The sequence below is a fragment of the Frigoribacterium sp. CFBP 8754 genome, from assembly GCF_014841815.1.
Classification (GTDB): domain Bacteria; phylum Actinomycetota; class Actinomycetes; order Actinomycetales; family Microbacteriaceae; genus Frigoribacterium; species Frigoribacterium endophyticum.
On the sequence record NZ_JACYUO010000002.1, the window covers coordinates 415,475 to 441,966 of the forward strand.

At 73.3% G+C, this 26,492-nt stretch carries 24 protein-coding genes and 1 pseudogene; 12 read left to right on the forward strand and 13 right to left on the reverse strand.

Annotated features, from left to right (window positions below; translation table 11 throughout):
• Window positions 1-159: 159 nt before the first annotated feature.
• Together IFT72_RS08415 and ychF are read right to left on the reverse strand one after the other, a co-directional pair.
• Complete coding sequence (locus IFT72_RS08415; RefSeq protein ID WP_192046130.1) at window positions 160-657, reverse strand: hypothetical protein; 498 nt, start codon at window positions 655-657, stop codon at window positions 160-162.
• Between the two features lie 11 nt (window positions 658-668).
• Entirely contained in the window at window positions 669-1,742 is a 1,074-nt protein-coding gene (gene ychF / locus IFT72_RS08420) for a redox-regulated ATPase YchF (protein ID WP_167259846.1), read from the reverse strand.
• A 99-nt stretch (window positions 1,743-1,841) separates the two neighbouring features.
• Between ychF and IFT72_RS08425 the strand changes: the two genes are divergently transcribed.
• Together IFT72_RS08425 and rmuC are read left to right on the forward strand one after the other, a co-directional pair.
• A complete protein-coding gene (locus tag IFT72_RS08425; protein WP_167259848.1) occupies window positions 1,842-2,441 on the forward strand; it encodes an exonuclease domain-containing protein in 600 nt (199 codons plus the stop codon).
• Complete coding sequence (gene rmuC / locus IFT72_RS08430; RefSeq protein WP_192046131.1) at window positions 2,438-3,739, forward strand: DNA recombination protein RmuC; 1,302 nt, start codon at window positions 2,438-2,440, stop codon at window positions 3,737-3,739. Before IFT72_RS08425 ends, rmuC begins: the two co-directional genes overlap by 4 nt.
• An 82-nt stretch (window positions 3,740-3,821) precedes the next feature.
• On the opposite strand, the gene glpX is transcribed toward rmuC, so the two are convergent.
• Window positions 3,822-4,820, reverse strand: coding sequence for a class II fructose-bisphosphatase (gene glpX / locus IFT72_RS08435; protein WP_056056650.1), 999 nt, complete (start codon window positions 4,818-4,820; stop codon window positions 3,822-3,824).
• A gap of 95 nt (window positions 4,821-4,915) precedes the next feature.
• On the opposite strand from glpX, the gene IFT72_RS08440 reads away from it, so the two are divergent.
• The gene (locus IFT72_RS08440; RefSeq protein WP_192046132.1) at window positions 4,916-8,401 is read left to right on the forward strand and encodes an SdrD B-like domain-containing protein; all 3,486 of its coding nucleotides are present in this window, start codon (window positions 4,916-4,918) and stop codon (window positions 8,399-8,401) included.
• A gap of 132 nt (window positions 8,402-8,533) precedes the next feature.
• Window positions 8,534-9,562, forward strand: a complete 1,029-nt coding sequence (fbaA, locus tag IFT72_RS08445) for a class II fructose-bisphosphate aldolase (protein WP_192046133.1) — start codon at window positions 8,534-8,536, stop codon at window positions 9,560-9,562.
• Window positions 9,563-9,655: 93 nt separating this feature from the next.
• Here the strand turns inward: fbaA and IFT72_RS08450 are convergent, their stop codons facing one another.
• Entirely contained in the window at window positions 9,656-10,264 is a 609-nt protein-coding gene (locus IFT72_RS08450) for a DUF6264 family protein (RefSeq protein WP_192046134.1), read from the reverse strand.
• A complete protein-coding gene (locus tag IFT72_RS08455; RefSeq protein ID WP_167259856.1) occupies window positions 10,261-11,334 on the reverse strand; it encodes a 4-hydroxy-3-methylbut-2-enyl diphosphate reductase in 1,074 nt (357 codons plus the stop codon). Before IFT72_RS08455 ends, IFT72_RS08450 begins: the two co-directional genes overlap by 4 nt.
• 101 nt (window positions 11,335-11,435) lie before the next feature.
• Here IFT72_RS08455 and xseA point away from each other — a divergent pair, with 101 nt between their 5' ends.
• The 5 genes from xseA to IFT72_RS08480 all read left to right on the forward strand — a co-directional run bounded on the left by xseA (window position 11,436) and on the right by IFT72_RS08480 (window position 15,768).
• Window positions 11,436-12,716: an exodeoxyribonuclease VII large subunit gene (xseA, locus tag IFT72_RS08460; protein ID WP_056056658.1), complete on the forward strand. Its 1,281-nt coding sequence runs from the start codon at window positions 11,436-11,438 to the stop codon at window positions 12,714-12,716.
• Window position 12,717: 1 nt separating this feature from the next.
• Window positions 12,718-12,978, forward strand: coding sequence for an exodeoxyribonuclease VII small subunit (locus tag IFT72_RS08465; protein WP_056056660.1), 261 nt, complete (start codon window positions 12,718-12,720; stop codon window positions 12,976-12,978).
• On the forward strand, window positions 12,975-13,649 hold the full coding sequence (locus tag IFT72_RS08470; protein ID WP_167259860.1) for a DUF4245 domain-containing protein: 675 nt from the start codon (window positions 12,975-12,977) through the stop codon (window positions 13,647-13,649). The genes IFT72_RS08465 and IFT72_RS08470 overlap by 4 nt, the downstream gene beginning before the upstream one ends.
• Window positions 13,650-13,717: 68 nt before the next feature.
• Window positions 13,718-14,308 carry a carbonic anhydrase gene (locus IFT72_RS08475; protein WP_056058904.1) on the forward strand — a complete coding sequence of 197 codons (591 nt, stop codon included), beginning with the start codon at window positions 13,718-13,720 and terminating at the stop codon, window positions 14,306-14,308.
• Window positions 14,309-14,373: 65 nt separating this feature from the next.
• Window positions 14,374-15,768 carry an aspartate ammonia-lyase gene (locus tag IFT72_RS08480; protein ID WP_192046135.1) on the forward strand — a complete coding sequence of 465 codons (1,395 nt, stop codon included), beginning with the start codon at window positions 14,374-14,376 and terminating at the stop codon, window positions 15,766-15,768.
• Between the two features lie 77 nt (window positions 15,769-15,845).
• Here IFT72_RS08480 and IFT72_RS15660 read toward each other — a convergent pair whose 3' ends face one another.
• From IFT72_RS15660 to IFT72_RS08500, 4 genes are all read right to left on the reverse strand, one after another.
• Window positions 15,846-16,436, reverse strand: a complete 591-nt coding sequence (locus IFT72_RS15660; protein ID WP_197981318.1) for a prepilin peptidase — start codon at window positions 16,434-16,436, stop codon at window positions 15,846-15,848.
• 326 nt (window positions 16,437-16,762) lie between these two features.
• Window positions 16,763-18,199, reverse strand: coding sequence for a PhoH family protein (locus IFT72_RS08490; protein ID WP_371741221.1), 1,437 nt, complete (start codon window positions 18,197-18,199; stop codon window positions 16,763-16,765).
• Between the two features lie 271 nt (window positions 18,200-18,470).
• On the reverse strand, window positions 18,471-19,598 hold the full coding sequence (locus IFT72_RS08495) for an aminotransferase class V-fold PLP-dependent enzyme (RefSeq protein WP_192046136.1): 1,128 nt from the start codon (window positions 19,596-19,598) through the stop codon (window positions 18,471-18,473).
• A gap of 123 nt (window positions 19,599-19,721) precedes the next feature.
• Window positions 19,722-20,510 (reverse strand): isoprenyl transferase, encoded by a 789-nt coding sequence (locus tag IFT72_RS08500; RefSeq protein ID WP_235491255.1) that lies wholly within the window; start codon window positions 20,508-20,510, stop codon window positions 19,722-19,724.
• Between the two features lie 83 nt (window positions 20,511-20,593).
• Here IFT72_RS08500 and IFT72_RS08505 point away from each other — a divergent pair, with 83 nt between their 5' ends.
• On the forward strand, window positions 20,594-21,334 hold the full coding sequence (locus tag IFT72_RS08505) for a hemolysin III family protein (RefSeq protein WP_056056670.1): 741 nt from the start codon (window positions 20,594-20,596) through the stop codon (window positions 21,332-21,334).
• On the opposite strand, the gene IFT72_RS08510 is transcribed toward IFT72_RS08505, so the two are convergent.
• Window positions 21,331-21,669, reverse strand: coding sequence for a hypothetical protein (locus tag IFT72_RS08510; protein WP_192046137.1), 339 nt, complete (start codon window positions 21,667-21,669; stop codon window positions 21,331-21,333). The two genes, IFT72_RS08505 and IFT72_RS08510, sit on opposite strands and share 4 nt — an antisense overlap.
• Entirely contained in the window at window positions 21,666-22,559 is an 894-nt protein-coding gene (gene mca / locus IFT72_RS08515; RefSeq protein ID WP_192046138.1) for a mycothiol conjugate amidase Mca, read from the reverse strand. Before mca ends, IFT72_RS08510 begins: the two co-directional genes overlap by 4 nt.
• Before the next feature lie 69 nt (window positions 22,560-22,628).
• Here mca and IFT72_RS08520 point away from each other — a divergent pair, with 69 nt between their 5' ends.
• Together IFT72_RS08520 and greA are read left to right on the forward strand one after the other, a co-directional pair.
• A complete protein-coding gene (locus tag IFT72_RS08520) occupies window positions 22,629-23,084 on the forward strand; it encodes a DUF4307 domain-containing protein (RefSeq protein WP_056056672.1) in 456 nt (151 codons plus the stop codon).
• Window positions 23,085-23,246: 162 nt separating this feature from the next.
• Window positions 23,247-23,741: a transcription elongation factor GreA gene (gene greA / locus IFT72_RS08525; RefSeq protein WP_056056674.1), complete on the forward strand. Its 495-nt coding sequence runs from the start codon at window positions 23,247-23,249 to the stop codon at window positions 23,739-23,741.
• Window positions 23,742-23,760: 19 nt separating this feature from the next.
• Here greA and ilvA read toward each other — a convergent pair.
• Window positions 23,761-24,964, reverse strand: a pseudogene (gene ilvA, locus IFT72_RS08530) (threonine ammonia-lyase); the annotation flags it as partial.
• Complete coding sequence (locus tag IFT72_RS08535) at window positions 24,957-26,348, reverse strand: AI-2E family transporter (protein ID WP_185233401.1); 1,392 nt, start codon at window positions 26,346-26,348, stop codon at window positions 24,957-24,959. The pseudogene ilvA and the gene IFT72_RS08535, both read right to left, overlap by 8 nt.
• Window positions 26,349-26,492: the final 144 nt, after the last annotated feature.

Consider the following 26,492-nt stretch of genomic DNA (forward strand, 5'->3'; position numbering starts at 1 on the left):
CGGATCCGGTCCCCCACGGGCCGTCGATCGGGGACGACGTGTACCCCGGAGGTCGTCCCCCGAGCCGCCGCCCAGATCGTCCCCCCGTCAGCCGTGGCGCGCGCTCCTGAGGGGCCCACGTCGGGCTCGGACCGCCGCCCGGACACCCCGGGCGTCCGCTCAGAGGACCGTGACGCCCTGCTCGGACTGCGGCAGGTACTCGCGCGGATCCGCGTCCGAGCCGTCGGGGAAGCACGCGCTGGTGGCGGTGAAGCTCGTCTTGGCCTCGGTGATGGTCACGAGCGTGAGGAATCCGTCGGCCCGTGAGAGGAGCAGCTCGACGCTCCCGTCGGGGCGGTCGGTCCGGGTCACCTCTCCCCCGTGGGGCTCGAGCACGGCGCGCACCGCCGGCTCCGACTCGTCAGGGTCTCGCGCCGGCTGCTGCTCGAAGTACCCCGCGAACTGGTCGCCGCCGCCGGCGCACGGGCGCGTGGCGAGGTCCCAGCCACCCAGCCACTCTCCGCCGACAGCACCTCGCCCGGCGGCCACCGCCGCCACGACCTCGTCGGCCGACGACCGGGGCATGATGTCGAGCGGCTCACCGTCATCCGATCCGGCGCAGCCGCAGAGCGCCGCGACGACCATCGCGGTGGCGACCCCCGCCTGTCGTCGCAGCACGCGCACCCCTGCTAGTTGTTGAAGCGGAACTCCACCACGTCGCCGTCCTGCATGACGTACTCCTTGCCCTCGATGCGGGCCTTGCCGGCCGAGCGCGCCTCCGCGATGGAGCCGGTCTCGACGAGGTCCTCGAACGAGATGACCTCGGCCTTGATGAAGCCCTTCTCGAAGTCGGTGTGGATCACGCCGGCCGCCTGCGGGGCCTTCCAGCCCTTGCCGATGGTCCAGGCGCGGGTCTCCTTCGGGCCTGCCGTGAGGTAGGTCTGCAGGCCGAGGGTCTCGAAGCCGATGCGGGCCAGCTGGTCGAGGCCCGACTCCTCCTGGCCGGTCGACGCGAGCAGCTCGGCCGCGTCGTCCGGGTCGAGGTCGATCAGCTCGGACTCGATCTTCGCGTCGAGGAAGACGGCCTCGGCCGGCGCCACCAGGGCGGCCAGCTCGGCCTTCTTCGTCTCGTCGGTGAGGATCGACTCGTCGACGTTGAAGACGTAGATGAAGGGCTTGGCGGTGAGCAGCCCGAGCTCGCGGATCGGCTCGAGGTCGATGCCCGACGCCGACAGGGCCTCGCCGCGCTGCAGGGCGTCGCGGGCGGCGACCGCGGTCTCGTGCGTGAGCGGCTCGACGCGCTTGAGGCGGAGCTCCTTCTCGTAGCGCACGATCGCCTTCTCGACGGTCTCGAGGTCGGCGAGGATCAGCTCGGTGTTGATCGTGCCCATGTCGCCCTCGGGGTCGACCCGGCCGTCGACGTGCACGACGTCCTCGTCGACGAAGCCGCGCACGACCTCGGCGATGGCGTCGGCCTCGCGGATGTTGGCGAGGAACTTGTTGCCGAGCCCCTCGCCCTCGCTCGCGCCCTTGACGATGCCGGCGATGTCGACGAACGACACCGGCGCGGGCAGCGTCTTCTCGCTGCCGAAGATGCCGGCGAGCACCTGGAGGCGCGGGTCGGGCAGGTTGACGATGCCGACGTTCGGCTCGATGGTCGCGAACGGGTAGTTCGCCGCCAGCACCTGGTTCTTGGTCAGGGCGTTGAACAGGGTGGACTTGCCGACGTTGGGCAGTCCGACGATCGCGATAGTGAGAGCCACGGTCAGCCATCGTACCGGCGCGGGGCCCGACGCACCGCCCGGAGCCGGGGAGGCGCGGGCCGGGCTGGCGACGTCGGGGGTGCGTGAGAGCATGGCCCGGTGCCCATCGACTTCACCGCGATCGACTTCGAGACCGCCAACGCGAGCAGTGCGTCGGCCTGTTCCGTGGGCCTCGTCAAGGTGCGCGACGGCGTCGTCGTCGACAAGGTCGGCTGGCTGATCAAGCCGCCCGCCGGCCACGACGCCTTCCTGGAGTGGAACACCCGCATCCACGGGATCGTCGCCGACGACGTCATCGGCGCCTTCGAGTGGGAGGAGCAGTTCGACCTCATCGCCGACTTCGCCGGCATCGACGTCTTCGTCGCGCACAACGCCGGGTTCGACATGGGCGTCATCCGCGCCGCCTGCCACGCCACGGGCATCCACCCGCCCGACTGGGCCTACCTCTGCAGCCTCCAGGTGGCGCGCAAGACGTACGCCCTCGACTCCTACCGGCTCCCGATGGCGGCCGCCGCCGCGGGCTTCACGGGCTTCTCGCACCACGACGCCCTCGCCGACGCCGAGGCCTGCGCGGCCATCGTGACCCACGCGGCCGCGGTGCACGGCGCCGACGACCTCCGGCAGCTCGCCGAGGCCTCGCGCGTGACCATGAAGCGCCTCACACCGCTGTCGGGGGCTGCTGCGACACTGCGGGCATGACCTCACCGATCGCCGTCGTGGCCCTCGTCGTCCTCTCCCTCGCCGTCGGCGTCGTGCTGGGCGTGCTGGCGACACGGGCCCGGTCGGCCGAGTCGTCGGCCCGTCTCTCGGCCGAGCTCGCCGGCGCCCGCGCCACCGTCGAGGGGCACCGCGAGCGCCTCGCCGACCTCGACGAGCTGCACCGCCGCCAGTCCGCCGACCAGGAGGCGCGCCTCCGCGAGTTCCAGGACCGCCTGCGAGACGTCCGCATCGCCGAGGCCGAGCGCACCCGCTCCGAGGGCCAGGTCATGACCGCGCTCAGCCCGGTCGCGCAGAGCCTCGCGGCCGTCCAGGCCAAGGTCGCCGAGCTCGAAGAGCAGCGGGCGCACCAGTACGGCACCCTGAGCGAGCAGCTGCGCAGTGCCGTCGAGTCGGAGGAGCGCCTCCGGAGCACGGCGGAGTCGCTGGCCAGCGCCCTGCGCTCCAACAGCACCCGAGGCGTCTGGGGCGAGACCCAGCTGCGCAACGTCGTGCAGGCGGCCGGCCTGATCGAACGGGTCGACTTCGACCTGCAGTCGAGCATCAGCTCCGACGTCGGCCAGGGCCGGCCCGACATGGTGGTGCACCTGCCCGGCGGCAAGTCCATCGCCGTCGACGCCAAGGTGCCCTTCTCCGCCTACCTCGAGGCGAGCACCATCCCGGCCACCGCCTCCGGCGAGGAGGCGGCCCGCCGCGACCTGCTCGTCAAGCAGCACGTGAAGGCCCTCCGGGCGCACGTCGACGCCCTCTCGGCGAAGACCTACTGGGCGGGGCTCGACTCCTCCCCCGAGCTGGTCATCGCCTTCATCCCCAGCGAGTCGCTCGTGTCGTCGGCCCTCGAGGCCGACCCCGCCCTGATGGACTACGCCTTCCAGAAGCGGGTCGCGCTCGCCTCACCCGTCACGCTGTGGTCGGTGCTCAAGACGGTGGCCTTCAGCTGGCAGCAAGACGTCGTGACCACGGAGGCGAAGGCCCTCTTCGACCTCAGCCGGGAGCTGCACGGCCGCCTCGCCACGATGGCCGGCCACGTCGACAAGCTCGGCCGGTCCCTGCGCGGGTCGGTCGTCGACTACAACCGCTTCGTGGGGTCGCTCGAGCGCACCGTCCTGCCGTCGGCCCGGCGCCTCAGCGTGCTCGACGAGTCGACGGTGCTGGCGGCCCCCGCAGTTGTCGAGGAGGTGCCCCGCGACCTCACCGCGCCCGAGCTGACGGCGGCGCTCGACGAGGCCGAGCAGCGCGACGGGCAGCGCCAGGACGAGCACCAGCACGACAGCCTCTGATCCCCCGCGAGCGGCGGCGCGGGGCAGACGGAGGGGCCGGGGCGAACACGTCGCCCCGGCCCCTCCGTCTGTCACTCGGTGACTAGGCGTTCTCGCCGTACCACTTCGAGACCAGGTGGTCGGCCTCGACGCGACGGATCGTGCCGGAGTGCGAGCGGAGCACGATGCTCGAGGTGCGGATCATGCCCTGCTTGCGCTTGACGCCCGCGACGAGCGCGCCGTCGGTGACGCCCGTGGCGACGAAGTAGGCGTTGTCGCCCTTGACCAGGTCGTCCTGGTCGAGCACGCGCGTGAGGTCGTGACCGGCGTCGATGGCCTTCTGGCGCTCCGCGTCGTCCTTCGGGGCGAGGCGGGTGAGGATGAGGCCGCCGAGCGCCTTCACGGCGCACGCCGTGATGATGCCCTCGGGGGTGCCGCCGATGCCGACGCACATGTCGATGCGCGAGTCGGGGCGGGCCGCGTTGATGCCGCCGGCCACGTCGCCGTCGAGCAGCAGGCGCGTGCCGGCGCCGGCGGCGTGGATCTGCTGGATGAGGTCCGCGTGGCGCGGGCGGTCGAGGACGGCCACCTGGACGTCCTCCACGGCGAGGCCCTTGGCCTCGGCCAGGGCACGGATGTTGTCGCCGATCGGGCGGTCGAGGTCGATCACGCCGATGCCCTCCGGGCCGGTGACGATCTTGTCCATGTAGAACACGGCGCTGGGGTCGAACATGCTGCCACGGTCGCTGACCGCGATCACCGAGAGGGCGTTCATGCGGCCGGCGGCGGTGAGGCTCGTGCCGTCGATCGGGTCGACCGCGATGTCGCAGGCGGGGCCGAAGCCGTTGCCGACGTGCTCGCCGTTGAAGAGCATCGGGGCTTCGTCTTTCTCGCCCTCGCCGATGACGACGACGCCGTCGAAGGCGACAGTGCCGAGGAACTTGCGCATCGCGTCGACCGCGGCGCCGTCGGCGGCGTTCTTGTCGCCCTTGCCGATGAAGGGAGCGGAGCGGATCGCCGCCGCCTCGGTGGCCCTCACCAGCTCCATGCCGAGGTTGCGGTCAGGGTGCGAGTAGAGGTTCCCGGAGGACGAATCAGCCATTCCACGAGTGTACTCGCCACGCCTTCCCCTCACGGCTGTCATGCGATATGTTCTCACCCGGCATGAGGCATGCATGCCCGACCGGAAGGCCTCCCTTGACCCCTCTCTCCACTCCCCTCACCCGCGGGGTGACGGCAGCCGCCGTCGCCGCTGCGCTGATCGCGGCGGCCACCGTCCCCGCGGTCTCCGCCCGCGCCTCCTCATCGCCTCCCCCCGAGCCCGGGGGGCCGTCGACGACGGCCCCGCCGAGCGAGCGCTCCGAGGTCTCCGCCGACGGGCTCCGGCTCAGCGTGGCGGTCTCGTCGGACGGCCTCGGGCGCTTCAGCGACGACGACCGGCCCGGCGGCGACAGCGGTCCGCGCAACGGCGTGGTCCGCACGGCCGACGCCGTCGTCTACGCCGTCACCGTCGGCACCTCGGAGGGGTCGGCCACGGGCGGGGTGCGCCTCACGGCCGCCGAGGGCACCAGCTGGGCCGGGGTCCCCGACGAGTGCTCGGCCGGCTCGGCCGTCGTCGGCGACGTGCTGAGCTGCGAGCTCGGCACGCTGACCGGCGGTGCCCGGACGGTCAGCGCCGTCGCGTCGGTCTCGACGGCGCTGCCGCACGCGGCCGTGCTCGAGGCCGGGGTCGAGGCCCACGCCGTCGGGCTGGAGCCGGTCGAGGTCACGGCGCCCGCCGTCACCGTCTCCGCCGCCCCGCGCTTCGACGTGTCGATGTCGCGCACCGTGCCGGCGTTCTCGCCGTCGCTCGGCGCCGACGGCACGACGCCCGGCTTCTCGATCGTCTACCCGCTGCAGGTGCACTGGGAGTCGCTCGTCGAGGGCGGCGGACTGCTGGGCTACGAGCAGCTCGCCGACGGCATCACGCTCGTCGACGACGTGTCGCGCATGTACGGCTCGGCGCCGAGCCCCGCCGTGCTCCACTCGGTCGACGGTGCCCCGGCCTGCGGTGTGAACACCGGCCAGATCGCCGCCGCGCCGGGCGGCGTCGGCGGCGGAGAACGGGCGGTCGTCGACTCGGGCACCGTGACCTGCGAACAGGCCGCCCCGGGCGAGCCCGTCTCGATCACCGTCAGGGGCACCGACACGAGCCTCGCCTCGGTGCCGACCCGCAGCGTGTCGGGCGGGCAGATCGCCGGCGGCGTCGTGCCCTACGTCGTCTCGGCCTACGTCAGCCTCTGGGTCCCGGCCCCGCCGCTCGGCCAGTCCTTCACGTCCCGCAACACCTACCGTGACGTCGCCGCCACCTCCATCAGCGGTCGCGCGAACTACGACGGTGAGCCCGAGCCCGACCACGACAACTCCGTCGACCGGAACGTCAGCCAGAACGCCGGCGTCGGGGGCGTGACCCGGTACTACGGCTGGGACGCCGAGCGCTCCGCGTCGTTCCCGTTGTCGGGCAAGAACGACCTCCCGTACGTCACCCCCGCCCAGTCGATCCTCAGCAGCACGAGCCTCAACAACCGCGGCGTGGGCCCGTGGGGCGACACCGTCGTCTGCTCCGTCTTCGACAACACCGTGCAGACGCTGCGCGAGAACGCCCCGGGGTCGTGGGCGGCCAGCAACAGCGTGGGCACGACCGGCCGGCCGGAGTTCGCGGCCTTCGCCGGCGGCGACCAGGAGGCGGCCCGCAACGCCACCTGCGACGACGACGACCAGGAGTGGCACGCCGACCCGCGTGAGGTCGAGGGCGGCCCGGCGGCCGTCGGCGCCGTCCGCTGGTCGTACGACCACCCGGCCACGACGACCATCGGCTTCAACGTCCACCTCACGGTGGCACCGCGGCTCGAGAACGACACCCGCGTGCGCACCTTCTCCAGCATGCGCACCTCGGCCGACGGCGAGTGGACCCACGACCGCGCCGACGCGGAGAGCGCGAACGGCCCCTGGTCGGACTTCCTCACGACGACCAGCAACACCGCCCGCATCACGAGCGCGGTCGTCGACCCCGGCCACGACGCTGGCGACACCCCCGACCAGAGCGCCTTCGTGACGGCGGGCGGCACGGTCCGCTACGCCCTGTACCCGTCGGTGACGAACGCCAGCGACGACCGGGTGGCCGAGGTCGTCACGGTGCGGGACGTCCTCCCCGCCGGTGCCGAGTTCGTCCCGGGGTCGAGCTCGCCGGAGCCGGTGGTCGACGAGGTCGAGATCGACGGCGAGGCCCGCCAGCGGCTGACCTGGCGCTTCGACCCGGTGGAGGTCAACGCGACGATCGCGCCGCTGGTGTTCGACGCCCGCTTCACGAGCACGCGAGCGGGGGTCGAGGCCCTGAACCGCGCGACGATCGAGTCGAGCCGTGACGTGTCGGCGGCGTCCTTCCGCACCTCCGACCGGGCCCTCCAGGTGCTGGCCGGCAGCGGCTTCGACACGGAGGAGACCGTCGACCGCCCGGTGCACGTCGTCGGCGACGAGGTGGCCTTCACGCTCTCGTACCGCAACGTCGGCTCCGAGGCGCTGCCCTCGAGCTCGTTGATCAGCACGCTGCCCCATCCGGGCGACGGCAGCACCACTGCGGCGACGCAGCCTCGGCTCGTCGCCCCGGTGGCGGCGGACGGCGACACCGAGACCGTGAGCTACACCGGCGCCCCCTCGGCCGACGTCCACACCGACCCCGCCCACGGGTCGAACCAGCCGGGAGGCGCCACCACCTGGTGCCTCGAGGCGGAGCTCGGCCGGGCCGGCTGCCCCACGGGGCTCGACGACGTCACGGCCGTGCGCGTGCACCGTGACGGCCCCGTCGAACGCGGCGGCTCGGTGGAGCACGAGCTCGTCCTGACCGGAGCCGACGACTCCGCCGACTCCGACGTCTGGGCGTCGACCTTCGCCCTCCGGGTCGCCGGCATCGACTGGGCCACGACCTCGAACCGGGCCAGCACCCGGGTCGCCGCGGGCACGCTCGGCCACCGCGTCTGGACGGACGTCGACGCGGACGGCGTCCGCGGCGACGACGAGCCGGGTCGGCCCGGCCACCCGGTGCGGGTCACCGGCACGGACGACCGCGGCGACCTCGTCTCGCGGGCCGTCGCGACCGACGCGCTCGGTCGCTGGTCGACGACCGGCCTGCGCCCCGGCGACTACCGCGTCGACGTGGGCGAGGTGCCCGGCGGGTGGACGACCGTCCGAGCCGGCGACGACCCCGAGCGCGACTCGGACGTCGACGCCGACGGGCAGGCCGCGGTCACGGTGAGCCGCGTGCTCGACCCCAGCGGCGCACTCGCGGGCGTCTCGCGACACGACCACGTCGACGCGGGGGCGCTGGCCGACCCGGCCGAGCCGCCCGTCGTGGAGCCGCCCGTCGTCGATCCCCCGGTCGTCGAGCCCCCCGTGGTCGACCCGCCCGTGGTCGCCCCGCCGACCGACGAGGGCGGCGCCTCGACCTCCCCCGGGGCCGACCCGGAGGAGCACCTGACGGCCGGGGCCAGGGAGCCCCGCCCCGCCGTCCTGGCGTTCACCGGAGCATCCCTCGTGCTCGGCCTGACGGCGCTGGCCGCCCTGCTCGCCCTCGCCGCCGGGGGCGTCGTCCTCCTCGCCCGTCGACGCACCGCGGAGCGGGACGACAGCACGGCGAGCTCCGTCTGAGGCGACCCGGCGGAGGGTCGGCACCCCCGGGTGTCGACCCTCCGCCGTCGCCTCCCGCGCCTGGGCCGACGCCGGGCCCGCTGACTAGGCTGGGCTGAGCAGAGCCGCACCCGCACCACCGAAGGAGAAGCCATGCCCGTCGCCACCCCCGAGCAGTACGCCGAGATGCTCGACCGAGCGAAGAAGAAGGGGTTCGCCTACCCCGCCGTCAACGTGTCGTCGTCGCAGACGATCAACGCGGTGTTCCAGGGTCTCACCGAGGCGGGCAGCGACGGCATCATCCAGGTGACGACCGGCGGTGCCGACTACTTCGCTGGCCACACCGTCAAGAACCGCGCCGCCGGGGCGATCGCCTTCGCGAAGTTCGCGACCGAGGTCGCCAAGAACTACCCGATCACGGTCGCGCTGCACACCGACCACTGCCCGAAGGACGCCCTCGACGGCTTCGTCCTGCCGCTGATCGCCGCCTCCGAGGAGGAGGTCAAGGCCGGCCGCAATCCGCTCTTCCAGTCGCACATGTGGGACGGCTCGGCCGTCCCCCTCGACGAGAACATCTCCATCGCGGAGGAGATGCTGAAGCGCACGGCCGCCATCAACGCCATCCTCGAGGTCGAGATCGGCGTCGTCGGCGGCGAGGAGGACGGCGTGCAGCACGAGGGCACGAACGACGCCCTCTACACGACCGTGGGCGACGTGACCCGCGTCGTCGAGGCGCTCGGCCTGGGCGAGAAGGGCCGCTACATCGCCGCCCTCACCTTCGGCAACGTGCACGGCGTCTACAAGCCCGGCAACGTCAAGCTCCGCCCCGAGCTGCTCGGCGAGATCCAGCAGGGCATCCAGGAGCGCTTCGGCACCGCCGAGAAGCCCCTCGAGCTCGTCTTCCACGGTGGCTCGGGCTCGTCCGACGCCGAGATCTCCGAGGCCGTCTCGAACGGCGTCGTCAAGATGAACCTCGACACCGACACGCAGTACGCCTTCAGCCGGTCGATCGCCGACACCGTGCTCAAGAACTACGACGGGTTCATCAAGGCCGACGGCGAGGTCGGCAACAAGAAGCAGTACGACCCCCGCGCCTGGGGCAAGGTCGCCGAGTCGGCCATGGCGGCGCGGGTCGTCGAGGCCACGCGGCAGCTGGGGTCGTTCGGCCAGTCGGGGAGCTGACCCGCGACTCCCCCGTGACGTCACGACGCCCCGTCGGCTCAGGCCGGCGGGGCGTCGTCACGTGCGTGCCCCGGGTCGACCGGGGCGGCGGGATCAGGGCCGGCTGCCCGCGTCCATGACCGACTGCACGAAGGCCGCGTCGCCGAGCACCACCGAGAAGACGGCGATGACCTGCACGGCGGTCACGAGCACGCCCGCGGCGAGAGGCACGAAGAACGAGAGACGGCCGACGCGCAGTCGGCGCAGGGACCACCAGAGCATCACGACGAAGACGACCAGCGAGGTCACCGCGATCACGGCGCCCGCCGTCTGCAGGCCCGCCTGCGACGTGAACGTGTCGACGTCGTAGCCGCTGCGCCGGAGCAGGTCGAGCAGGGTCGCCGAGAAGTTCGGCACCAGCACGACGTTGCCCACCACGTTGTAGACGGCGAGGCCGATCAGCGCGAGGGTCGCGATGCGGTCCACCCGGCGCCCCGTGCTCAGGGCAGCAGGAGTCGCGGGGCCCGCCGTCGAGGCGGTCTGCGTCACCGGGGCTGCGCCCGGCCGGGCGTCCACGGCCCGCGACTCAGCGGCCTTCGCCGCCAGCTCTGCCTCCCGCGCTGCGGCCGCGTCGGCCACGGGGCTGACCCAGCCCTCGGGCGCGTACTCGCCGTACCGCGGGCGGGGACGGGCGTCGCGGGGAGCCGACGACTCGTCGGTCATCGGGTCCGTCCGCCGAGGGCCCGGCTGTCGACGGCGCCGGTGGAGTCGGTGCGGAGCTCCTTGGGCAGCGAGAACATGAGGTCTTCGTGGGCCGTGACGACCTCGGAGACGTCGAGGTAGCCCGCGTCGGCCAGGTCGTCGAGGACCTCCTTGACGAGCACCTCGGGCACCGAGGCGCCGGAGGTGACGCCGACGGTCTCGACGCCGTCGAGCCACTCCTGCTTGATCTCGCTCGAGTAGTCGACGCGGTACGCGGCCTTGGCCCCGTGCTCGAGGGCGACCTCGACGAGGCGCACGCTGTTCGAGCTGTTGGCCGAGCCCACGACGATGACGAGGTCGGCCTCGACCGAGACCTTCTTGATGGCGACCTGACGGTTCTGCGTGGCGTAGCAGATGTCGTCGCTCGGGGGGTTCTGGATGGAGGGGAAGCGCTCGCGAAGGCGACGCACGGTCTCCATGGTCTCGTCGACGCTGAGGGTCGTCTGCGACAGCCAGACGAGGTTCTCGGGGTCGTCGACGACGAGGTCGTCGACCTCGTCGGGGTTCTGCACGAGGGTGGTCCGGTCGGCGGCGTGGCCCATCGTGCCCTCGACCTCCTCGTGGCCGGCGTGGCCGATGAGGATGATGTGGCGGCCCTGCGACCCGAAGCGGACCGCCTCGCGGTGCACCTTCGTGACGAGGGGGCACGTGGCGTCGATGGCCTGCAGGCCGCGGTCGGCCGCGCCCTGCACCACCGCCGGCGAGACGCCGTGGGCGCTGAAGACGACGTGCGACCCCTCGGGGACCTCTTCGACCTCGTCGACGAAGATCGCGCCCTGGCTCTCGAGCGTCGAGACGACGTGGACGTTGTGGACGATCTGCTTGCGGACGTAGACCGGCGAGCCGTAGTGCTCGAGGGCCTTCTCGACGGCGATCACGGCGCGGTCGACGCCGGCGCAGTAGCCGCGGGGAGCGGCCAGCAGCACGCGCTTGCGTCCGGCGACGGGGGTGTCCCGTAGCCTGTTGCGCACGGCGGGCACGCGGGGGGTCGGGAGGTCGACGGCGAGCGCGCCGTTCGTGATGTGGGCCACCAGGAGAGTGTAAGGCGCTCGACTGCCGACCCACTGGGAGCGGGGCACGCCCCGCGCCGCCGACCGAGCACCGACCACCACCCACGACCACCGGGAGCAGCATGACCATCGTCACCCCGCCGCCGACCGCCGAGGCCCCCTGGCCCGTGGGGCTGCTCGCCGCCAAGGTGCGCGACTGGATCGACCGCCTCGGCACGGCGTGGGTCGAGGGCGAGATCACGCAGTGGAACGTCTCGGGGGGCAACGTCTACGGCAAGCTCAAGGACCTCGAGCAGGACGCCACGATCTCGTTCTCGATCTGGTCGAGCGTGAAGTCTCGGGTGCCGGCCGACCTCAAGCAGGGCGACCGCGTCATCGCCGCGGTGAAGCCGAACTACTGGGTCAAGGGCGGCTCGCTCACCATGCAGGTGTTCGACATGCGCCACGTCGGGCTCGGCGACCTGCTCGAACGGCTCGAGCGGCTGCGCCGCCAGCTCACGGCCGAGGGGCTCTTCGGCGCCGACCGCAAGCGCCCGCTGCCCTTCCTGCCGCAGTGCATCGGCCTGGTGACCGGTCGCGACAGCGACGCCGAGAAGGACGTCCTGCGCAACGCGCAGCTGCGCTGGCCGTCGGTCGCCTTCCGGGTCGTGCACGCCGCGGTGCAGGGCGACCGGATGGTGGGCGAGGTGACCGCGGCCGTGCAGCAGCTCGACGCCGACCCCGAGGTCGACGTGATCATCGTCGCGCGGGGCGGCGGCGACTTCCAGAACCTGCTCGGCTTCAGCGACGAGGGCCTGGTGCGCGCCGTGGCGGCGTGCACGACGCCGGTGGTCAGCGCCATCGGGCACGAGGCCGACCGGCCGCTGCTCGACGACGTCGCCGACCTCCGTGCCTCGACGCCGACCGACGCCGCGAAGCGCGTCGTGCCCGACGTGTCGGAGGAGCTCCAGCGCGTGCAGCAGGCCCGCACCCGCATCGGCCAGCGGCTCACCTCCCTGGTCTCGACCGAGATCGACCGGCTCGAGCAGCTCCGCAGCCGCCCGGTGCTCGCGTCGCCCCAGACCCTCGTCGACGTCCGCGCCGACGAGGTCGTGCGGGCCGTGGCCCGCGGCGAGGAGCTGCTCGCCCGGGCCGTCGAGCGCGCCCACACGCGCGTGTCCGAGCTGACCGCGCAGCTGCGGGCCCTCTCGCCCCAGGGCACCCTGAGGCGCGGCTACTCGATCGTGCAGCTGCCGGGCGGCGGCGTGCTGCGCGAGCCCGACGACGCACCGGCCGGGGTCGAGCTCGTCGTCACCCTCGAGGGAGGCGCGGTGGGGGCCGTCAGCACCGGCGCCTCCTCCCCAGGCCCGTCGCCCTCCCCCGCCGGCGCGGGCCAGGGCCCCGCCGTCAGCTCTGCTCGGTAGCATGGTGCCCGTGACCACGACCCCCTCCGACTCCCCCGCGGCCAGCGCCGACTCCGCTCCCGACGTCTCGTCGCTGAGCTACGAGCAGGCCCGCGACGAGCTCGTCCGCGTCGTCGCCGAGCTGGAGCAGGGCGGGTCGACGCTCGAGCGGTCGCTGGCCCTGTGGGAGAGGGGCGAGGCCCTGGCCCGCCGCTGCGAGGAGTGGCTGATGGGCGCCCGCGAGCGCCTCGAGGCCGCTCGCCGCCAGGTGACCGCCGAATGAGCGGCGAGGGCAGGGGCCGACGCCCGAAGGAGCCCCGCGTCGTCGCCGAGCTCGGCCGCCCCGAGACGCCCGACGAGACGGCCCGGCGCAAGGCGGAGAACACCCGCAAGCACTACGCCAACCAGACGGCGAAGAACCTCACGCTCTCCATCCTCGCGTCGCTCGGCATCGTGCTGTTCCTCGTGCTCGTGGTCGTCCGCCCCGGCGGCACCGTGAACCGCCAGGTGATCGACTACCGCAGCGTCGCCGAGCAGTCCGAGGCCAGCGTCGACGTGCCGCTCGCCGCCCCCGCGCTGCCCGACGGCTGGTCGTCGAACCGTGCCGAGATCGACACGGGCACGGCCGACGGCGTCTCGACCTGGTACGTCGGCCTGATCACCCCGGCCGACCAGTTCATCGCCCTCGAGCAGGGCATCGACGCCAACGACACCTGGGTCAGCGCCGCCGTGCAGACGGCCGTGCCGAACGGCACCACGACGATCGGCGGGCTCGACTGGCTGGTCTACGACCAGCGCGACGCCGACGACCCCGGCAACTACGCCTACAGCCTGACGACCACCGTCGACCGCAGCTCGTACGTGCTGCACGGCACGGCCGACGACACCGAGTTCGAGACCCTGGCGACCGCCCTCGCCGAGCAGATCGCCGACGAGACGAGCACCCGATCGTGACCTCCCCCGAGACCGCCGCCACGCCCTCCGCCCCCGAGCACCTGACCCCCGGCCAGGCCTGGCAGCGCATGGCCGACGGCAACGACCGCTTCGTCGCGAACAGCCCCGAGCACCCCCACCAGGACAGCGACCGGCGGTCGCTGCTGGCCGGCGGCCAGGAGCCCGTCGCCGCCCTCTTCGGCTGCGCCGACTCCCGCCTCGCGGCCGAGATCATCTTCGACGTCGGCCTCGGCGACCTCTTCGTCGTGCGGAACGCCGGCCAGGTCGTCGGCGACACCGTCATCGCCTCCCTCGAGTACGCGGTCTCGGTGCTCAACGTGCCGCTCATCGTCGTGCTGGGGCACGACAGCTGCGGCGCGGTCGCGACGGCCATCGAGTCGATGACCTCCACCGCGCCTCCCGGGTCGCGGTTCCTCGGCGACCTCGTCGACATGATCGTGCCCTCGGTGCGCCGCGCCACGATCGACCTCGAGCCCGGGGCCGTGCTCGACCCCCGCTCGGTCGGCAAGCTGCACATCGAGGCCTCCGTCGAGACGCTGGTCGGCCGCTCGGCCCTGGTCGCGACGGCGATCGCCGAGGGGCGGCTGGCCGTCGTCGGGGCGAACTACGACCTGGCGAACGGCCGCGTCGACCGCTCGGTCGTCATCGGCCGCCTCTGAGACCACCCCCGGCGAGCCGGGGTCGAGAGCGCCCCACGAGGGCCACAGGAAGGGACCACGACGTCGTGACCACATCCGAGTACCGCATCGAGCACGACACCATGGGAGAGGTGCGGGTGCCCGCATCGGCGCTGTACCGCGCCCAGACCCAGCGTGCCGTCGAGAACTTCCCGATCTCGGGGGCCGGCCTCGAGCCGGCGCAGATCGTGGCGCTGGCGCGCATCAAGCGCGCGGCCGCGATCGTGAACGGCGAGATGGGCATCGTCGCCCCGGCCGTCGCCGACGCGATCGTCGCGGCCGCCGACGCCGTGATCGGCGGCGAGCACCACGACCAGTTCCCGGTCGACGTCTACCAGACGGGCAGCGGCACCTCGTCGAACATGAACATGAACGAGGTTCTGGCGACGCTGGCCGGCACCGTCGACGGCACCCCGGTGCACCCGAACGACCACGTCAACGCCTCGCAGTCGTCGAACGACGTCTTCCCGACCTCGGTGCACGTCGCCGTCACGGGCGCCCTGCTCGAGCAGCTCGTGCCCTCGCTCGAGCACCTCGCCGAGTCGCTCGAGCGCAAGGCCGTCGAGTGGGCAGACGTCGTCAAGGCGGGCCGCACCCACCTGATGGACGCGACGCCGGTCACCCTCGGCCAGGAGTTCGGCGGCTACGCCCGCCAGATCCGGCTCGGGGTCGAGCGCGTGCGCGCCACGCTGCCCCGCGTCGCCGAGGTGCCGCTCGGCGGCACCGCGACCGGCACGGGCATCAACACGCCCGTCGGCTTCCCCCAGCGGGTCATCGCCGCCCTCGCGGCCGACAGCGGGCTGCCCGTCACCGAGGCCCTCGACCACTTCGAGGCCCAGGGCGCGCGCGACGCGCTCGTCGAGGCCTCGGGCGCCCTCCGCGTCGTCGCGGTGAGCCTGACCAAGATCAACAACGACATCCGCTGGATGGGCTCCGGGCCGAACGCCGGGCTCGGCGAGCTGCACGTCCCCGACCTGCAGCCGGGCTCGTCGATCATGCCGGGCAAGGTCAACCCGGTCATCCCCGAGGCCGTGCTCATGGTCTCGGCGCGCGTGATCGGCAACGACGCGACGATCGCCTGGGCCGGCGCCTCGGGGGCCTTCGAGCTCAACGTCGCCATCCCCGTGATGGGGACGGCGCTGCTCGAGTCGATCCGCCTGCTCTCGAACGGCGTGCGCGCCCTCGCCGACAAGACCGTCGACGGGCTCGAGGCCAACGTCGAGCACGCCCGCGCCCTGGCGGAGTCGTCGCCCGCGATCGTCACGCCCCTCAACCGCGTGATCGGCTACGAGGCCGCCGCGAAGGTCGCCAAGCACGCCGTGGCGCAGAAGCTCACCGTGCGCGAGGCCGTCGTCGACCTCGGCTTCGTCGAGCGCGGCGAGGTGACGGAGGAGCAGCTCGACTCCGCCCTCGACGTGCTGAGCATGACCCACCCGGGCTAGCTCGCCCCGTGGCCGTCGACGGGCCCGGCCCGGGCACAGTCGGCACCCCGGGCCGCGCTCCGAGGTGATCGGGGCCGTCACATGGTGGAGGCGCCGGTCACCTCCACCGTGACGGTCGCCCACCACGCGGCGAGCAGCACGGGCCCGAGCGGGACGCCCCGCGCAAGGCTCGTGCCGCCCGTCGCGCTGGCGGGCCGGGCCTCGCCCGCGGCCTGCGCCCTCCCCGCGTGCCGGCCCGTCAGGGCGACCGCGAGGGCGGCGCCGACGCTGCCGGTCGCGAGCACCGCTCCCCCGGCCAGCTCGGCCGCGGTGCCCGTGAGGGCCGTCGACGTCGCCAGGGCGGCGCCGAGCTTGACGTCGCCCATCCCGAGGCCGCCCCACCACGAGACCGCTCCCCCGGCGACGAGCACGGCGACGCCCACCGCCAGCCCCTGCAGCACCGACGGCCAGGAGCCCGCGCCCGTCGCGGCGTGGAGCGCCAGGCCCCCGAGCGTGGCCGCGGCGAGCGGGGCCACGAGCCGGTCGGGCAGCCGACGGGAGACCAGGTCGGTGACCACGAGCCCGGGCGTGACCAGCAGCGCGACGGCGACGACGACCGCGAGGGCCGGGCGCGGCGAGGACGTCAGCACCACGGCCGCCAGGAGCGCGGCAGGCGCGGCGGCGGCCACGACCAAGCTCCAGCGCCGGCGCACCGCACGAGGCCCGGCCACCGGTCGAGGGGCGGGAGCGGCGGGAGGGGGGTCCGGAGGCGTCGTCATGCGCCGAGGGTGCCGTGCGGCGGACTCCGTCGGGCGCGCCGGGGTCGCCGATCGGGGACCGCGGCCCCCGTGACCGGGCTGGGGAGGACCAGGCGGCCCGCGCCTCCCCCGTGCCCTCCGGCCCCGGCGGCGGCGGCGACGCGGCGGGTCGTCGTCGGCCCCGGCGGGCGGGCGCCCACCCGCCGGGGAGGACACCGACCCGCCGCACCCCGCAGGAGGCGGTGCGGCGGCCCGGCTCAGCTCAGCTCGTTCGACTCCAGCAGCTCGGTGACGAGCGCCGCGATGGCGCTCCGCTCCGACCGCGTCAGCGTGACGTGCCCGAACAGCGGGTGCCCCTTGAGCGTCTCGATCACCGAGGCGACGCCGTCGTGGCGGCCGACCCGCAGGTTGTCGCGCTGCGCGACGTCATGGGTCAGCACGACCCGCGAGTTCTGCCCGATGCGACTCAGCACCGTGAGCAGCACGTTCCGCTCGAGCGACTGGGCCTCGTCGACGATCACGAACGCGTCGTGCAGCGAACGCCCGCGGATGTGCGTCAGCGGCAGCACCTCGAGCAGGCCACGCTCGACGATCTCGTCGAGGACGTTCTGCGAGACCAGCGCGCCGAGGGTGTCGAAGACGGCCTGGCCCCAGGGGTTCATCTTCTCGCCGGCGTCGCCGGGCAGGAAGCCGAGGTCCTGCCCGCCGACCGCGTACAGCGGCCGGAACACCATGATCTTCTTGTGCTGCTGCTTCTCGAGCACCGCCTCCAGCCCGGCGCAGAGCGCGAGCGCCGACTTGCCGGTGCCCGCGCTGCCGCCGAGCGAGACGATGCCCACCTCGGGGTCGAGCAGCAGGTCGATCGCGAGCCGCTGCTCCGCCGAGCGTCCGTGCAGGCCGAACACGTCGCGGTCACCGCGCACGAGCCGCGCCTCGCCCCGGGCCGTCACGCGGCCGAGGGCCGAGCCGCGGTCCGAGTGCACGACGACGCCGGTGTTGACCGGCACGTCGCCGAGCGCACGCGAGCTGAGCCGCTCCGTCTCCCAGAAGGTCGCCATCTGCTCGCTCGAGACGTCGAGCGCCATCTGCCCGGTGTACCCGCTGTCGACGACCTGCTCGGCGCGGTACTCCTCCGCGGCCAGGCCGATCGACGCCGCCTTGACGCGCAGCGGCAGGTCCTTCGAGACGACGGTGACGGCGAGGCCGTCGGCGGCGAGGTTGCTGGCCACGGCGAGGATGCGCGAGTCGTTGTCGCCGAGCTGGAGCCCGGAGGGCAGCACCGACATGTTCGAGTGGTTCAGCTCGACCCGGAACGACCCGCCGTCGCCGACCGCCACGGGGAAGTCGAGGCGGTCGTGCTGCACGCGCAGGTCGTCGAGCAGCCGCAGCGCCTGCCGGGCGAAGTAGCCGAGCTCGGGGTCGTGCCGCTTGCCCTCGAGCTCGCTGACCACCACGACGGGCAGGACGACGTCGTGCTCGGCGAAGCGGAAGACCGCCTGCGGGTCGGAGAGGAGGACGGAGGTGTCGAGCACGTACGTGCGCTGGGCGACCGACGTGCTGCGCGCCTCCCCGGCGCGGGTCTCGGCGGCGCGTCCGTGGCCGCGGTCCGACCCGCGGTCGGTGCCGCGGTCGGTGCCGCGGTCGGTGCTCTGATCGGTCCGGGTCTCGGTGCGGGGCTCGTTCAGCGAGGTCACGACGACTCCATCTCCGGGTGCCTGGGCACCCGTTCCCTTGCGGCGGAGACGGCCGGAGTGCGACGCGAGGACGAACTTTCGTGGCCGCCTCGACCGGGCGACTTGCCCGGTGATGCGAACCTACGTCGAGCCCGGCGGCCGTGTCGACGGCGACGCGCCGCGTCGTGTGACGATCAGGTGAACGACCCTCACGCTGTGGTCGAGACCTGGACGACGGCTGCGAGGGCGGGCCCCGAGGAGTCGCGGTGCCGGTCGCCCGCACCGGTCGCCGCTAGTAGGTGACGGCGCTCCCGAACGACGTCAGCGCCGCCCGCAGCATGTCGAACGACTCGTCGTCGTTCGACACGTGGGTGCTGAGCCGCACCGTCGTGTCGCGCACCGTCGCGGTGACGCCGTGGTTGATGAACGCGGCGGTGAGGGTCGTCAGCTGCGCCGGCTCGGGCTGGAGCACGACGATGCCGGCCCGCTCCGCCTCGTCGCGCGACGACATCACGGGCACCGCGGCTTCGTCGGCGAGGTCGATCAGCCGGGAGGCGCGCTCGGCGACCGCCGCCGCGATGGCCGGCACCCCGACCGCCGTGACGGCCTCGGCGGCTGTGGCGAGCCGGGCCTGCGCGATGGGGTCGGGGTTCGCGACCTGGAACGCGGCCGCGCCGGCCCGGACGGGCACCGGCTGGTCGTACCGGCCGCCGAGCACGAGCTCGGAGCCCGCCACGCCCGTGAAGACCGGGGTGAGCTCCGTCGCGGCGCGCTCGCTGAGCGCGAGGAAGCCCGTGCCCCAGCCGGCGCGGAGCCACTTCTGGCCGCCGGCCATGACGACGTCGGCCAGCGACCACGGCAGGTCGGCGACGCCGAGGCCCTGGATGGCGTCGACGATCAGCAGGCGGTCGCCGATGACCTGGCGGATGCCCTCGAGGTCGGCGAGGTACCCCGTGCGGTAGTCGACGGCGCTCACGGCGACGGCCGTGGTCGACGACGTGAGGTGCTCCTGCACGAGGGCGGGCGTCACGGCGCCGTAGGTCGGGTCCATCCAGACCGGGTCGAGCACCCGCAGGGCCGAGGAGGCACGGGTCACCGCGAGCGGCAGGCTCGGGTACTCGCGGGCCGAGAGGACGATCTGCCCGGTGAGGCCGAACATCGTGTGCAGCAGGCCCTCGCTGGTGTTGGGCTGGAAGACGACCTGGTCGGCGGGGAACCCGACGAGCGCCGAGACTGCGCGGCGCACGCGCCCGGCCTGCTCGTCGAGGGCGATCTCGGAGCCGTGCCGCGAGCGGGCCTGCAGGTCGACGAGGCCGCGCTGCTCCTCCGCGACCGGGGTCGAGATGGGGCCGTACTTGGCGAAGTCGAAGTAGCCGGGCTCGTCGGCGAAGCCGGCGGCGAACTCGTCGATGGTGGTCACGGTCGGCTCCTCGGGTGGGGGTCAGCCTCCTACGGTAGTGCGCGACGCGCTGGCGCGTCGCCCTCGGGCCCCCGTGCTGTCCGGGAGGAGGCGCGGGTCAGCGCCGGGAGGACAGCCCGGTCGTCAGCTCCCGTACCGCCGGTGCCGGAGCGCGAAGTCGCGCACCGCCCGGAGGAAGTCGACCTCGCGGAGGTCGGGGTAGAAGGCCTCGACGAAGTAGAACTCGCTGTGGGCGCTCTGCCAGAGCATGAAGTCGCTGAGCCGCTGCTCGCCAGACGTGCGGATGACGAGGTCGGGGTCGGGCTGCCCGCCGGTGTAGAGGTGCTGCGCGATGAGCTCGGGCGTGAGCACCTCGGCGAGCGCGTCGAGGGTGCCGCCCGCGGCGTCGTGCTCGCGGACGATGCTGCGCATGGCGTCGGCGATCTCGCGACGCCCGCCGTACCCGACGGCGAGGTTGACGTGCAGCCCGCCGCGGTCGGCGGTGCTCGTCTGGGCCCGCGAGAGCGACTCGCGGAGCGACGGCGGCAGGTCGTCGGTCGACCCCACGTGCTGCACCCGCCAGTCGCGCTGGCGCGACAGCTCGTCGGCGACGTCGCCGATGATCCCGAACAGCTCGGTGAGCTCGTCGGAGGCGCGGTTGCCGAGGTTGTCCGCCGACAGGAGGTAGAGGGTCACCACCCGGATGCCCAGGTCGTCGCACCAGGTGAGGAACTCGCTGATCTTGGCGGCGCCCGCCCGGTGGCCGTGAGCGGCCGTCTCGAGCATGCGGAGCTTGGCCCACCGCCGGTTGCCGTCGACGATCATGGCGACGTGGTGCGGCAGCTCCGCGCCCTCGAGCTCGCGGCGGAGCCGACGCTGGTAGAGGCCGTAGAGCACGCCGCCGGCCAGGGGGGTGCGCCGACGGTTCTTCACGTGCCTACGTTAACGCACGCTCGGCGGGAGATTCCCAGCGCCTCGTCCCCCGCCTCCCCGGCCCCTCGCCTACGCTCGGGGGCATGAGCACGACCCCCGCGCGCGACGGCGTGGCCGAGGACGGCGGCGCCGACCTCCCGAACCTGCCCCTCCTCGACGACGCCCTCGACTACGCGTCCATCGAACGCAAGCCGACCTGGCGCGGCTGGATCCACGCCGCGACCTTCCCGGTGGCGATCGCCACGGGCGTGGTGCTCGTCGTGCTCGCCGACGGCACCGCCGCGACGTGGGCCTCGGCCGTCTTCATGACGACCTCGCTGCTGCTCTTCGGCATCTCGGCGACGTACCACCGGTTCCCGTGGAGCCCCGGCGCCAAGATGTTCCTCAAGCGGCTCGACCACTCGAACATCTTCCTGCTCATCGCCGGCACCTACACGCCCATCGCGGCCATCGCGCTGCCGCCCGGCAAGTCGCAGCTGCTGCTCGTGCTCGTCTGGACGGCGGCGGCCTTCGGCATCGCCTTCCGGGTCTTCTTCATCCACGCGCCGCGCTGGCTGTACGTGCCGCTCTACGTGCTGATGGGCGTCGGCGCGCTGGGGTTCCTGCCCGACCTCGTCGCGGCCAGCGTGCCGATGACGGTGCTCGTGCTGGTCGGCGGGCTGCTCTACATCGTCGGCGCGACGTTCTACGGCCTGAAGCGCCCGAACCCGGCACCGGGCCACTTCGGCTTCCACGAGCTGTTCCACGCCTGCACGGTGGCGGCGTACCTCTGCCACTGGAGCGGGATCCTCGTGCTGGCGCTGAACGCGCCGTCGTTCGGCTAGGCCCTGGGCCCGCCCTCGCGGTACGGCTCGTCGTCGCCCTGGCCGGGCCGCGCCTCCTCGTCCAGGCCCGCCGCGGCCTGGCTCGCCTCGGCCCGCTCGGCCTCGATGCGCTCGCGGACCTCGCCGCGGTAGCGCGTGCGGCGCACCCGACGCGTCATGTCGACGATGATCAGCACGGTGGCGATCGCCACGAACGCGATCGCGACGAAGCCCCAGACGCCGGGCGTGACGGCCTCGTCGGGCACGGTCGAGGCCGGCAGCGTCGGCGACGGGGTGGAGGGCTGCGCGAGGAGGCGCACGGTCGCCCCGAGGGCGAGGTCGCCGAGGGCGGTCACGAGCGCTCCGTCCCGACGAGGCCGGTGTCGGGGTCGACGACGCCGGCGAAGAGGTCGGTCTCGGGGAGGGTCGACTCGACGGCCGACTCGACCAGCTGGAAGTCCTCCGTCGGCCAGGCCCGCACCTGGAGGTCGTTCGGCCAGAAGAAGAACGCGCTGTCGAGCGGCACCTGGCTCGCGTGGGCACGGAGGGCGGCGTCGCGCACGGGGAAGAAGTCGGAGACCGGCACCTTCGTGGTCGCCAGGTCGGGGCGGTCGCTGAAGCGCTCGAGCATCTCGCCGAGGCGCTCGATCAGCGGCGACTCCGGATCGCTCTCGCGGAGGTGGCTGATCATCGCCTCGATTCGGCCCGTGCTGAACATCCGGTCGTAGTAGACCTTCTCGATCGACCACGGCTCGCCCGTCGCCGGGTAGCGCGCGGGGTCGGCGGCGGCGCGGAAGGCCTCCATCGAGATCTCGTGGGTGCGGATGTGGTCGGGGTGCGGGTAGCCGCCGTTCTCGTCGTAGGTGATGAGCACCTGCGGGCGGAAGCGACGGATGACGGCGACGAGGGGCTCGGCGCTCGTCTCGAGCGGGATCGTCGCGAACGAGTTCACGGCGACCGGCTCGCCCTCGGCCGGCAGCCCGGAGTCGGCGTAGCCGAGCCAGACGTGGTCGACGCCCATCGCCTCCTGGGCGGCGCGCATCTCGTGGACGCGCAGGCCGGCGATGTCGCGCTCGGCGTGGTGCCGGGCCTCCAGCTGCTCGTTGAGGATGGAGCCCTGCTCACCACCGGTGCAGCTGACGACGAGGACCTCGACGCCGAGGCTGCGGTAGTGGGCGTACGTCGCCGAGCCCTTGCTGGACTCGTCGTCGGGATGGGCGTGGACGGCCAAGAGGCGCAGGGTCACGGGTTCCTCGCAATTCGTGCAGGGCAGACGTTGCTACCCTGTGACCAGGATAATCGGACGGAGTCCCGAGTGGCGTCCACGCCCCCCGCAGCATCTCCGGCGCCCTCGACGCCGGCCCCCGACACGGCTCGCTCGTCGCACCTCGACGACCGCTACGGCCGGTCTCCGGGCACGCGCCGCCGGCGCACGGTGGTCGCCGTCTCGGTCGCGGTCGCCTTCGTCGTGGTCTTCGCCGCCTGGGTCGTCTTCGCCGCCTTCGACGGCGACGGGTCGAAGCTCGAGAGCACCGACGTCGGCTACACGGTGCTCGACGATCGCTCGGTCGACGTGCAGTACACCGTCAGCGTGCAGCCGGGCACCGAGGTGAGCTGCGCCGTCCAGGCGCAGAACCAGAAGTTCGCGATCGTCGGCTGGAAGGTCGTCCACCTGCCCGCCGCGGCGCAGCACTCGACCACGTACACCACCTCGCTGGCCACCAGCGAGCGGGCGGTGACGGGGTTGATCTACGAGTGCTGGCTTCCGTAGACTACATCGGATCACCGGAGACCGGCCACTCGGCCGGTCTCCTTCTTTCGAGGGGCGTGCCTCGTCCGCCCCGCGGCTCCCCGCACGCGCGACGTGAGCACCCGTGACCGGACCACCCGCGCGGGCGACCGCGCGGCCGGCCGCCACACGAACGGAGACACCATGAACGACGCCAACGACGCCACGACCTGGCTGACGCCCGACGCGCGCGACCGCCTCCAGGCCGAGCTCGCCACCCTGAGCGGTGAGGGCCGCAAGGAGATCACCGCCCGCATCGAGGCGGCGCGTGAAGAGGGCGACCTGAAGGAGAACGGCGGCTACCACGCCGCGAAGGACGAGCAGGGCAAGATGGAGGCGCGCATCCGGGTGCTCACCAACCTGCTGAAGAACGCCACGGTCGGCGAGTCCACCGCCGCCGCCGGCATCGTCGGCCCCGGCACCGTCGTCACCGCGACGATCGCCGGCGACCCCAGCACGTTCCTGCTCGGCAACCGCGAGATCATCGCCGCCGACAGCGACCTCTCGGTCTACAGCGAGACCAGCCCGCTGGGCCAGGCCATCAACGGCCTGAAGGTGGGCGACTCGACGAGCTACACGGCCCCCAACGGCAAGGAGATCGCGGTCTCCGTCACCGCGGTCGAGACCTACACGCCGTAGCCCCCGGCGCTGACGACGNGGAGGCGCTGCAGCACGTGCTGGACGTGCTCGGGGCCGCGGGTCTCGACGCTGAGCTCGAGCTCCACCTCGCTGATCTGCAGCCCGCGGCCGTGCCGGGTGTGCAGCACCTCGACGACGTTCGCGTTCGCGTCCGAGAGGATCTCCGACACCCGGGTCAGCTGCCCGGGCCGGTCGGGCAGGCCGACCCGCAGCTTGAGGTAGCGCTCGGCGGCCGCGAGGCCTCGCCCGATCACGCGCTCCATCATCAGGGGGTCGATGTTGCCCCCGCTGAGGACGATGACGGTCGTGCCGAGGTCGCGCACCTGCTCGGTGAGCACCGCGGCCACGCCGACGGCGCCCGCCGCCTCGACGACGAGCTTCGCGCGCTCGAGCATGACGAGCATCGCCCGGGCGGTGTCGTCGTCGCTGACCGTGACGACCTCGTCGACGGTCTCGCGGACGATCTCGAAGTTCAGCACGCCCGGCTTCGCGACCGCGATGCCGTCGGCGATCGTCGGCAGGGCCTCGATGTCGGTGCGGACGCCGCGCTTCATCGACACCGCGTAGGGGGCCGCGTTGACCGCCTGCACCCCGATGATGCGGACGTCGCGGCCCGTCCGGGCGGCGTTCTGCTTCAGGGCGCTCGCGACGCCCGAGATGAGCCCGCCGCCGCCGATCGGCACGATGACCGTGTCGACGTCGGGCACCTGGTCGAGGATCTCGAGGCCGACGGTGCCCTGCCCGGCGACGACGTCGGGGTGGTCGAAGGGCGGGATGAAGACGGCGCCGGTGGTGGCCGCGAACTCCTTGGCGGCCATCAGGGACTGCTCGACGGCGTGGCCGCTGAGCACCACGTCGGCCCCGTAGTCGCGGGTGGCCTGCAGCTTGGGCAGGGCGACCCCGACCGGCATGAAGATGGTGGCGGCGATGCCGAGCTCCCGCGCCGCGAAGGCCACGCCCTGGGCGTGGTTGCCGGCCGAGGCGGCCACGACCCCCCGCGCCTTCTCGTCGTCGGAGAGCTGCGTGAGGCGGTTGTAGGCGCCCCGGATCTTGTACGAGCCCGTGCGCTGCAGGTTCTCGCACTTGAGGTACACCGGCGAGCCCAGCACGTCGGCCAGGAACCGCGAGCTCTCCATCGGCGTGACGCGGGCGACCGTCGAGACGCGGACCCGCGCCTCCTCGATCTCGGCCAGGGTGGGCCCGGCGATGGTGAGGTCAGGCATCAGCGGCCTTTCGGGACGGAACGGAGCGAGCGGAGGCGGCGGCCGGGTCGGCCGCGGAGGGGGAGGTGGCCGCGGGGGACGTGGCCGAGGGGCCGACCACGGGGCCGCCCCTCGTGTTCGGGGCGGAGGCGCCGGCCGACGGGCCCGGGGGCACGCGACCCGGCGGAGCGGGCACCGACCGGGGCCCGTCGCGCCAGCTGCCGCCCGCGACGTACGACACCATGACGTTCAGCACCGCGACGACGGGCACCGCGAAGAGCGCGCCGGGGATGCCCGCGAGGAGGGCACCCGCCGCGACCGCGAAGACCACGGCCAGCGGGTGCACCTTGACGGCGCCGCCCATGACGAACGGCTGCAGCACGTGGCCCTCGATCTGCTGCACGAGGATCACGACCGCGAGCATCGCCAGCGCCACCACCCAGCCGTTGTAGACCAGCGCGATGACGACGGCGACGGTGCCTGTCGCGACCGCGCCGACCACGGGGACGAACGAGCCGAGGAACACCGCGATGGCGATCGGCGCGACGAGCGGCAGGCCCAGGAAGAACGCGCCCAGGCCGATGCCCACGGCGTCGACCGCGGCGACGAGGATCTGCACCTTGACGAAGTTGGTCAGCGTCGTCCAGCCGGCGCGGCCGGCGCCGTCGACGGCCGTGCGGGCGCGTCGCGGGAAGAGACGGACGAACCAGCGCCAGATGTCGCCGCCGCCGGCCAGCACGAAGATCGTCGAGAAGAGCACGAGCACGAGCCCGGCGCCGACGTGGCCGGCCGTCGTGCCGACGGAGAGGGCGCCGCGCAGGAGCGGCTGGCTGTCCTGCTGCAGGGCGGTCACGGCGTCGGTCACGTAGCCGTTCAGCTGCGCCTCGGTGAGGTGAAGGGGCGAGTCGAGGAGCACGCCCTTCAGCTCGACGTACGAGGCCACCGATCGGTCGCGCAGCTGGGGCCAGCCGTCGATGATCTGCAGCACGACGAGGTAGAGCAGCCCGGCCACGACGACGACGAAGCCGACGAGGCTGACGACGACGGCGAGCCACTTCGGCCAGCCGTGCCGCTGCAGCCACGACGAGAGGGGCACGAGCAGCGCCGCGATGAGCAGGGCCACCATGAACGGCACGACGATGATGCGCAGCTGGATGACCAGCCAGACGAAGACGGCGATGACGCCGACGATCGCGAGGACGCGCCACGACCACGCGCCGGCGACGACGACGCCGCGGGGCAGCGCACCGTCGAGGTCGCCCTCCGTGCGGCGCTCGGGAGCGACCTCCGGGCCCGTGACGGGGGCCGACGGGAGCGCCGCGGCGCCGGGCACGGGCTCGGCGGGCACGGGCGTCGCGACGTGGCTGCCCGGGGGGCGTCGGAGGAGCCGTCGGAGGCGGTTCATGCGCTCAGTGTAGGTGTCGCGGCCGACCGTGACGCCCGCGCCACATGCCCCTCCCGGCATGCTGGCCCCGTCTCGGGCCCGGCTGCGTCGGCGCCCGGACACGAGGAGGCGCGGGTCGGGTCGGCCGTGTCGGCGGCCGTCGGT

Coding starts and splice junctions, on each gene's coding strand:
- rmuC (WP_192046131.1), top strand. CDS start 2,438: ATGACCTCACCGATCGCCGTCGTGGCCCTCGTCGTCCTCTCCCTCGCC.
- glpX (WP_056056650.1), bottom strand. CDS start 4,820: ATGGCTGATTCGTCCTCCGGGAACCTCTACTCGCACCCTGACCGCAAC.
- fbaA (WP_192046133.1), top strand. CDS start 8,534: ATGCCCGTCGCCACCCCCGAGCAGTACGCCGAGATGCTCGACCGAGCG.
- IFT72_RS08450 (WP_192046134.1), bottom strand. CDS start 10,264: ATGACCGACGAGTCGTCGGCTCCCCGCGACGCCCGTCCCCGCCCGCGG.
- xseA (WP_056056658.1), top strand. CDS start 11,436: ATGACCATCGTCACCCCGCCGCCGACCGCCGAGGCCCCCTGGCCCGTG.
- IFT72_RS08465 (WP_056056660.1), top strand. CDS start 12,718: ATGGTGCCCGTGACCACGACCCCCTCCGACTCCCCCGCGGCCAGCGCC.
- IFT72_RS08470 (WP_167259860.1), top strand. CDS start 12,975: ATGAGCGGCGAGGGCAGGGGCCGACGCCCGAAGGAGCCCCGCGTCGTC.
- IFT72_RS08475 (WP_056058904.1), top strand. CDS start 13,718: ATGGCCGACGGCAACGACCGCTTCGTCGCGAACAGCCCCGAGCACCCC.
- IFT72_RS08505 (WP_056056670.1), top strand. CDS start 20,594: ATGAGCACGACCCCCGCGCGCGACGGCGTGGCCGAGGACGGCGGCGCC.
- greA (WP_056056674.1), top strand. CDS start 23,247: ATGAACGACGCCAACGACGCCACGACCTGGCTGACGCCCGACGCGCGC.
- IFT72_RS08535 (WP_185233401.1), bottom strand. CDS start 26,348: ATGAACCGCCTCCGACGGCTCCTCCGACGCCCCCCGGGCAGCCACGTC.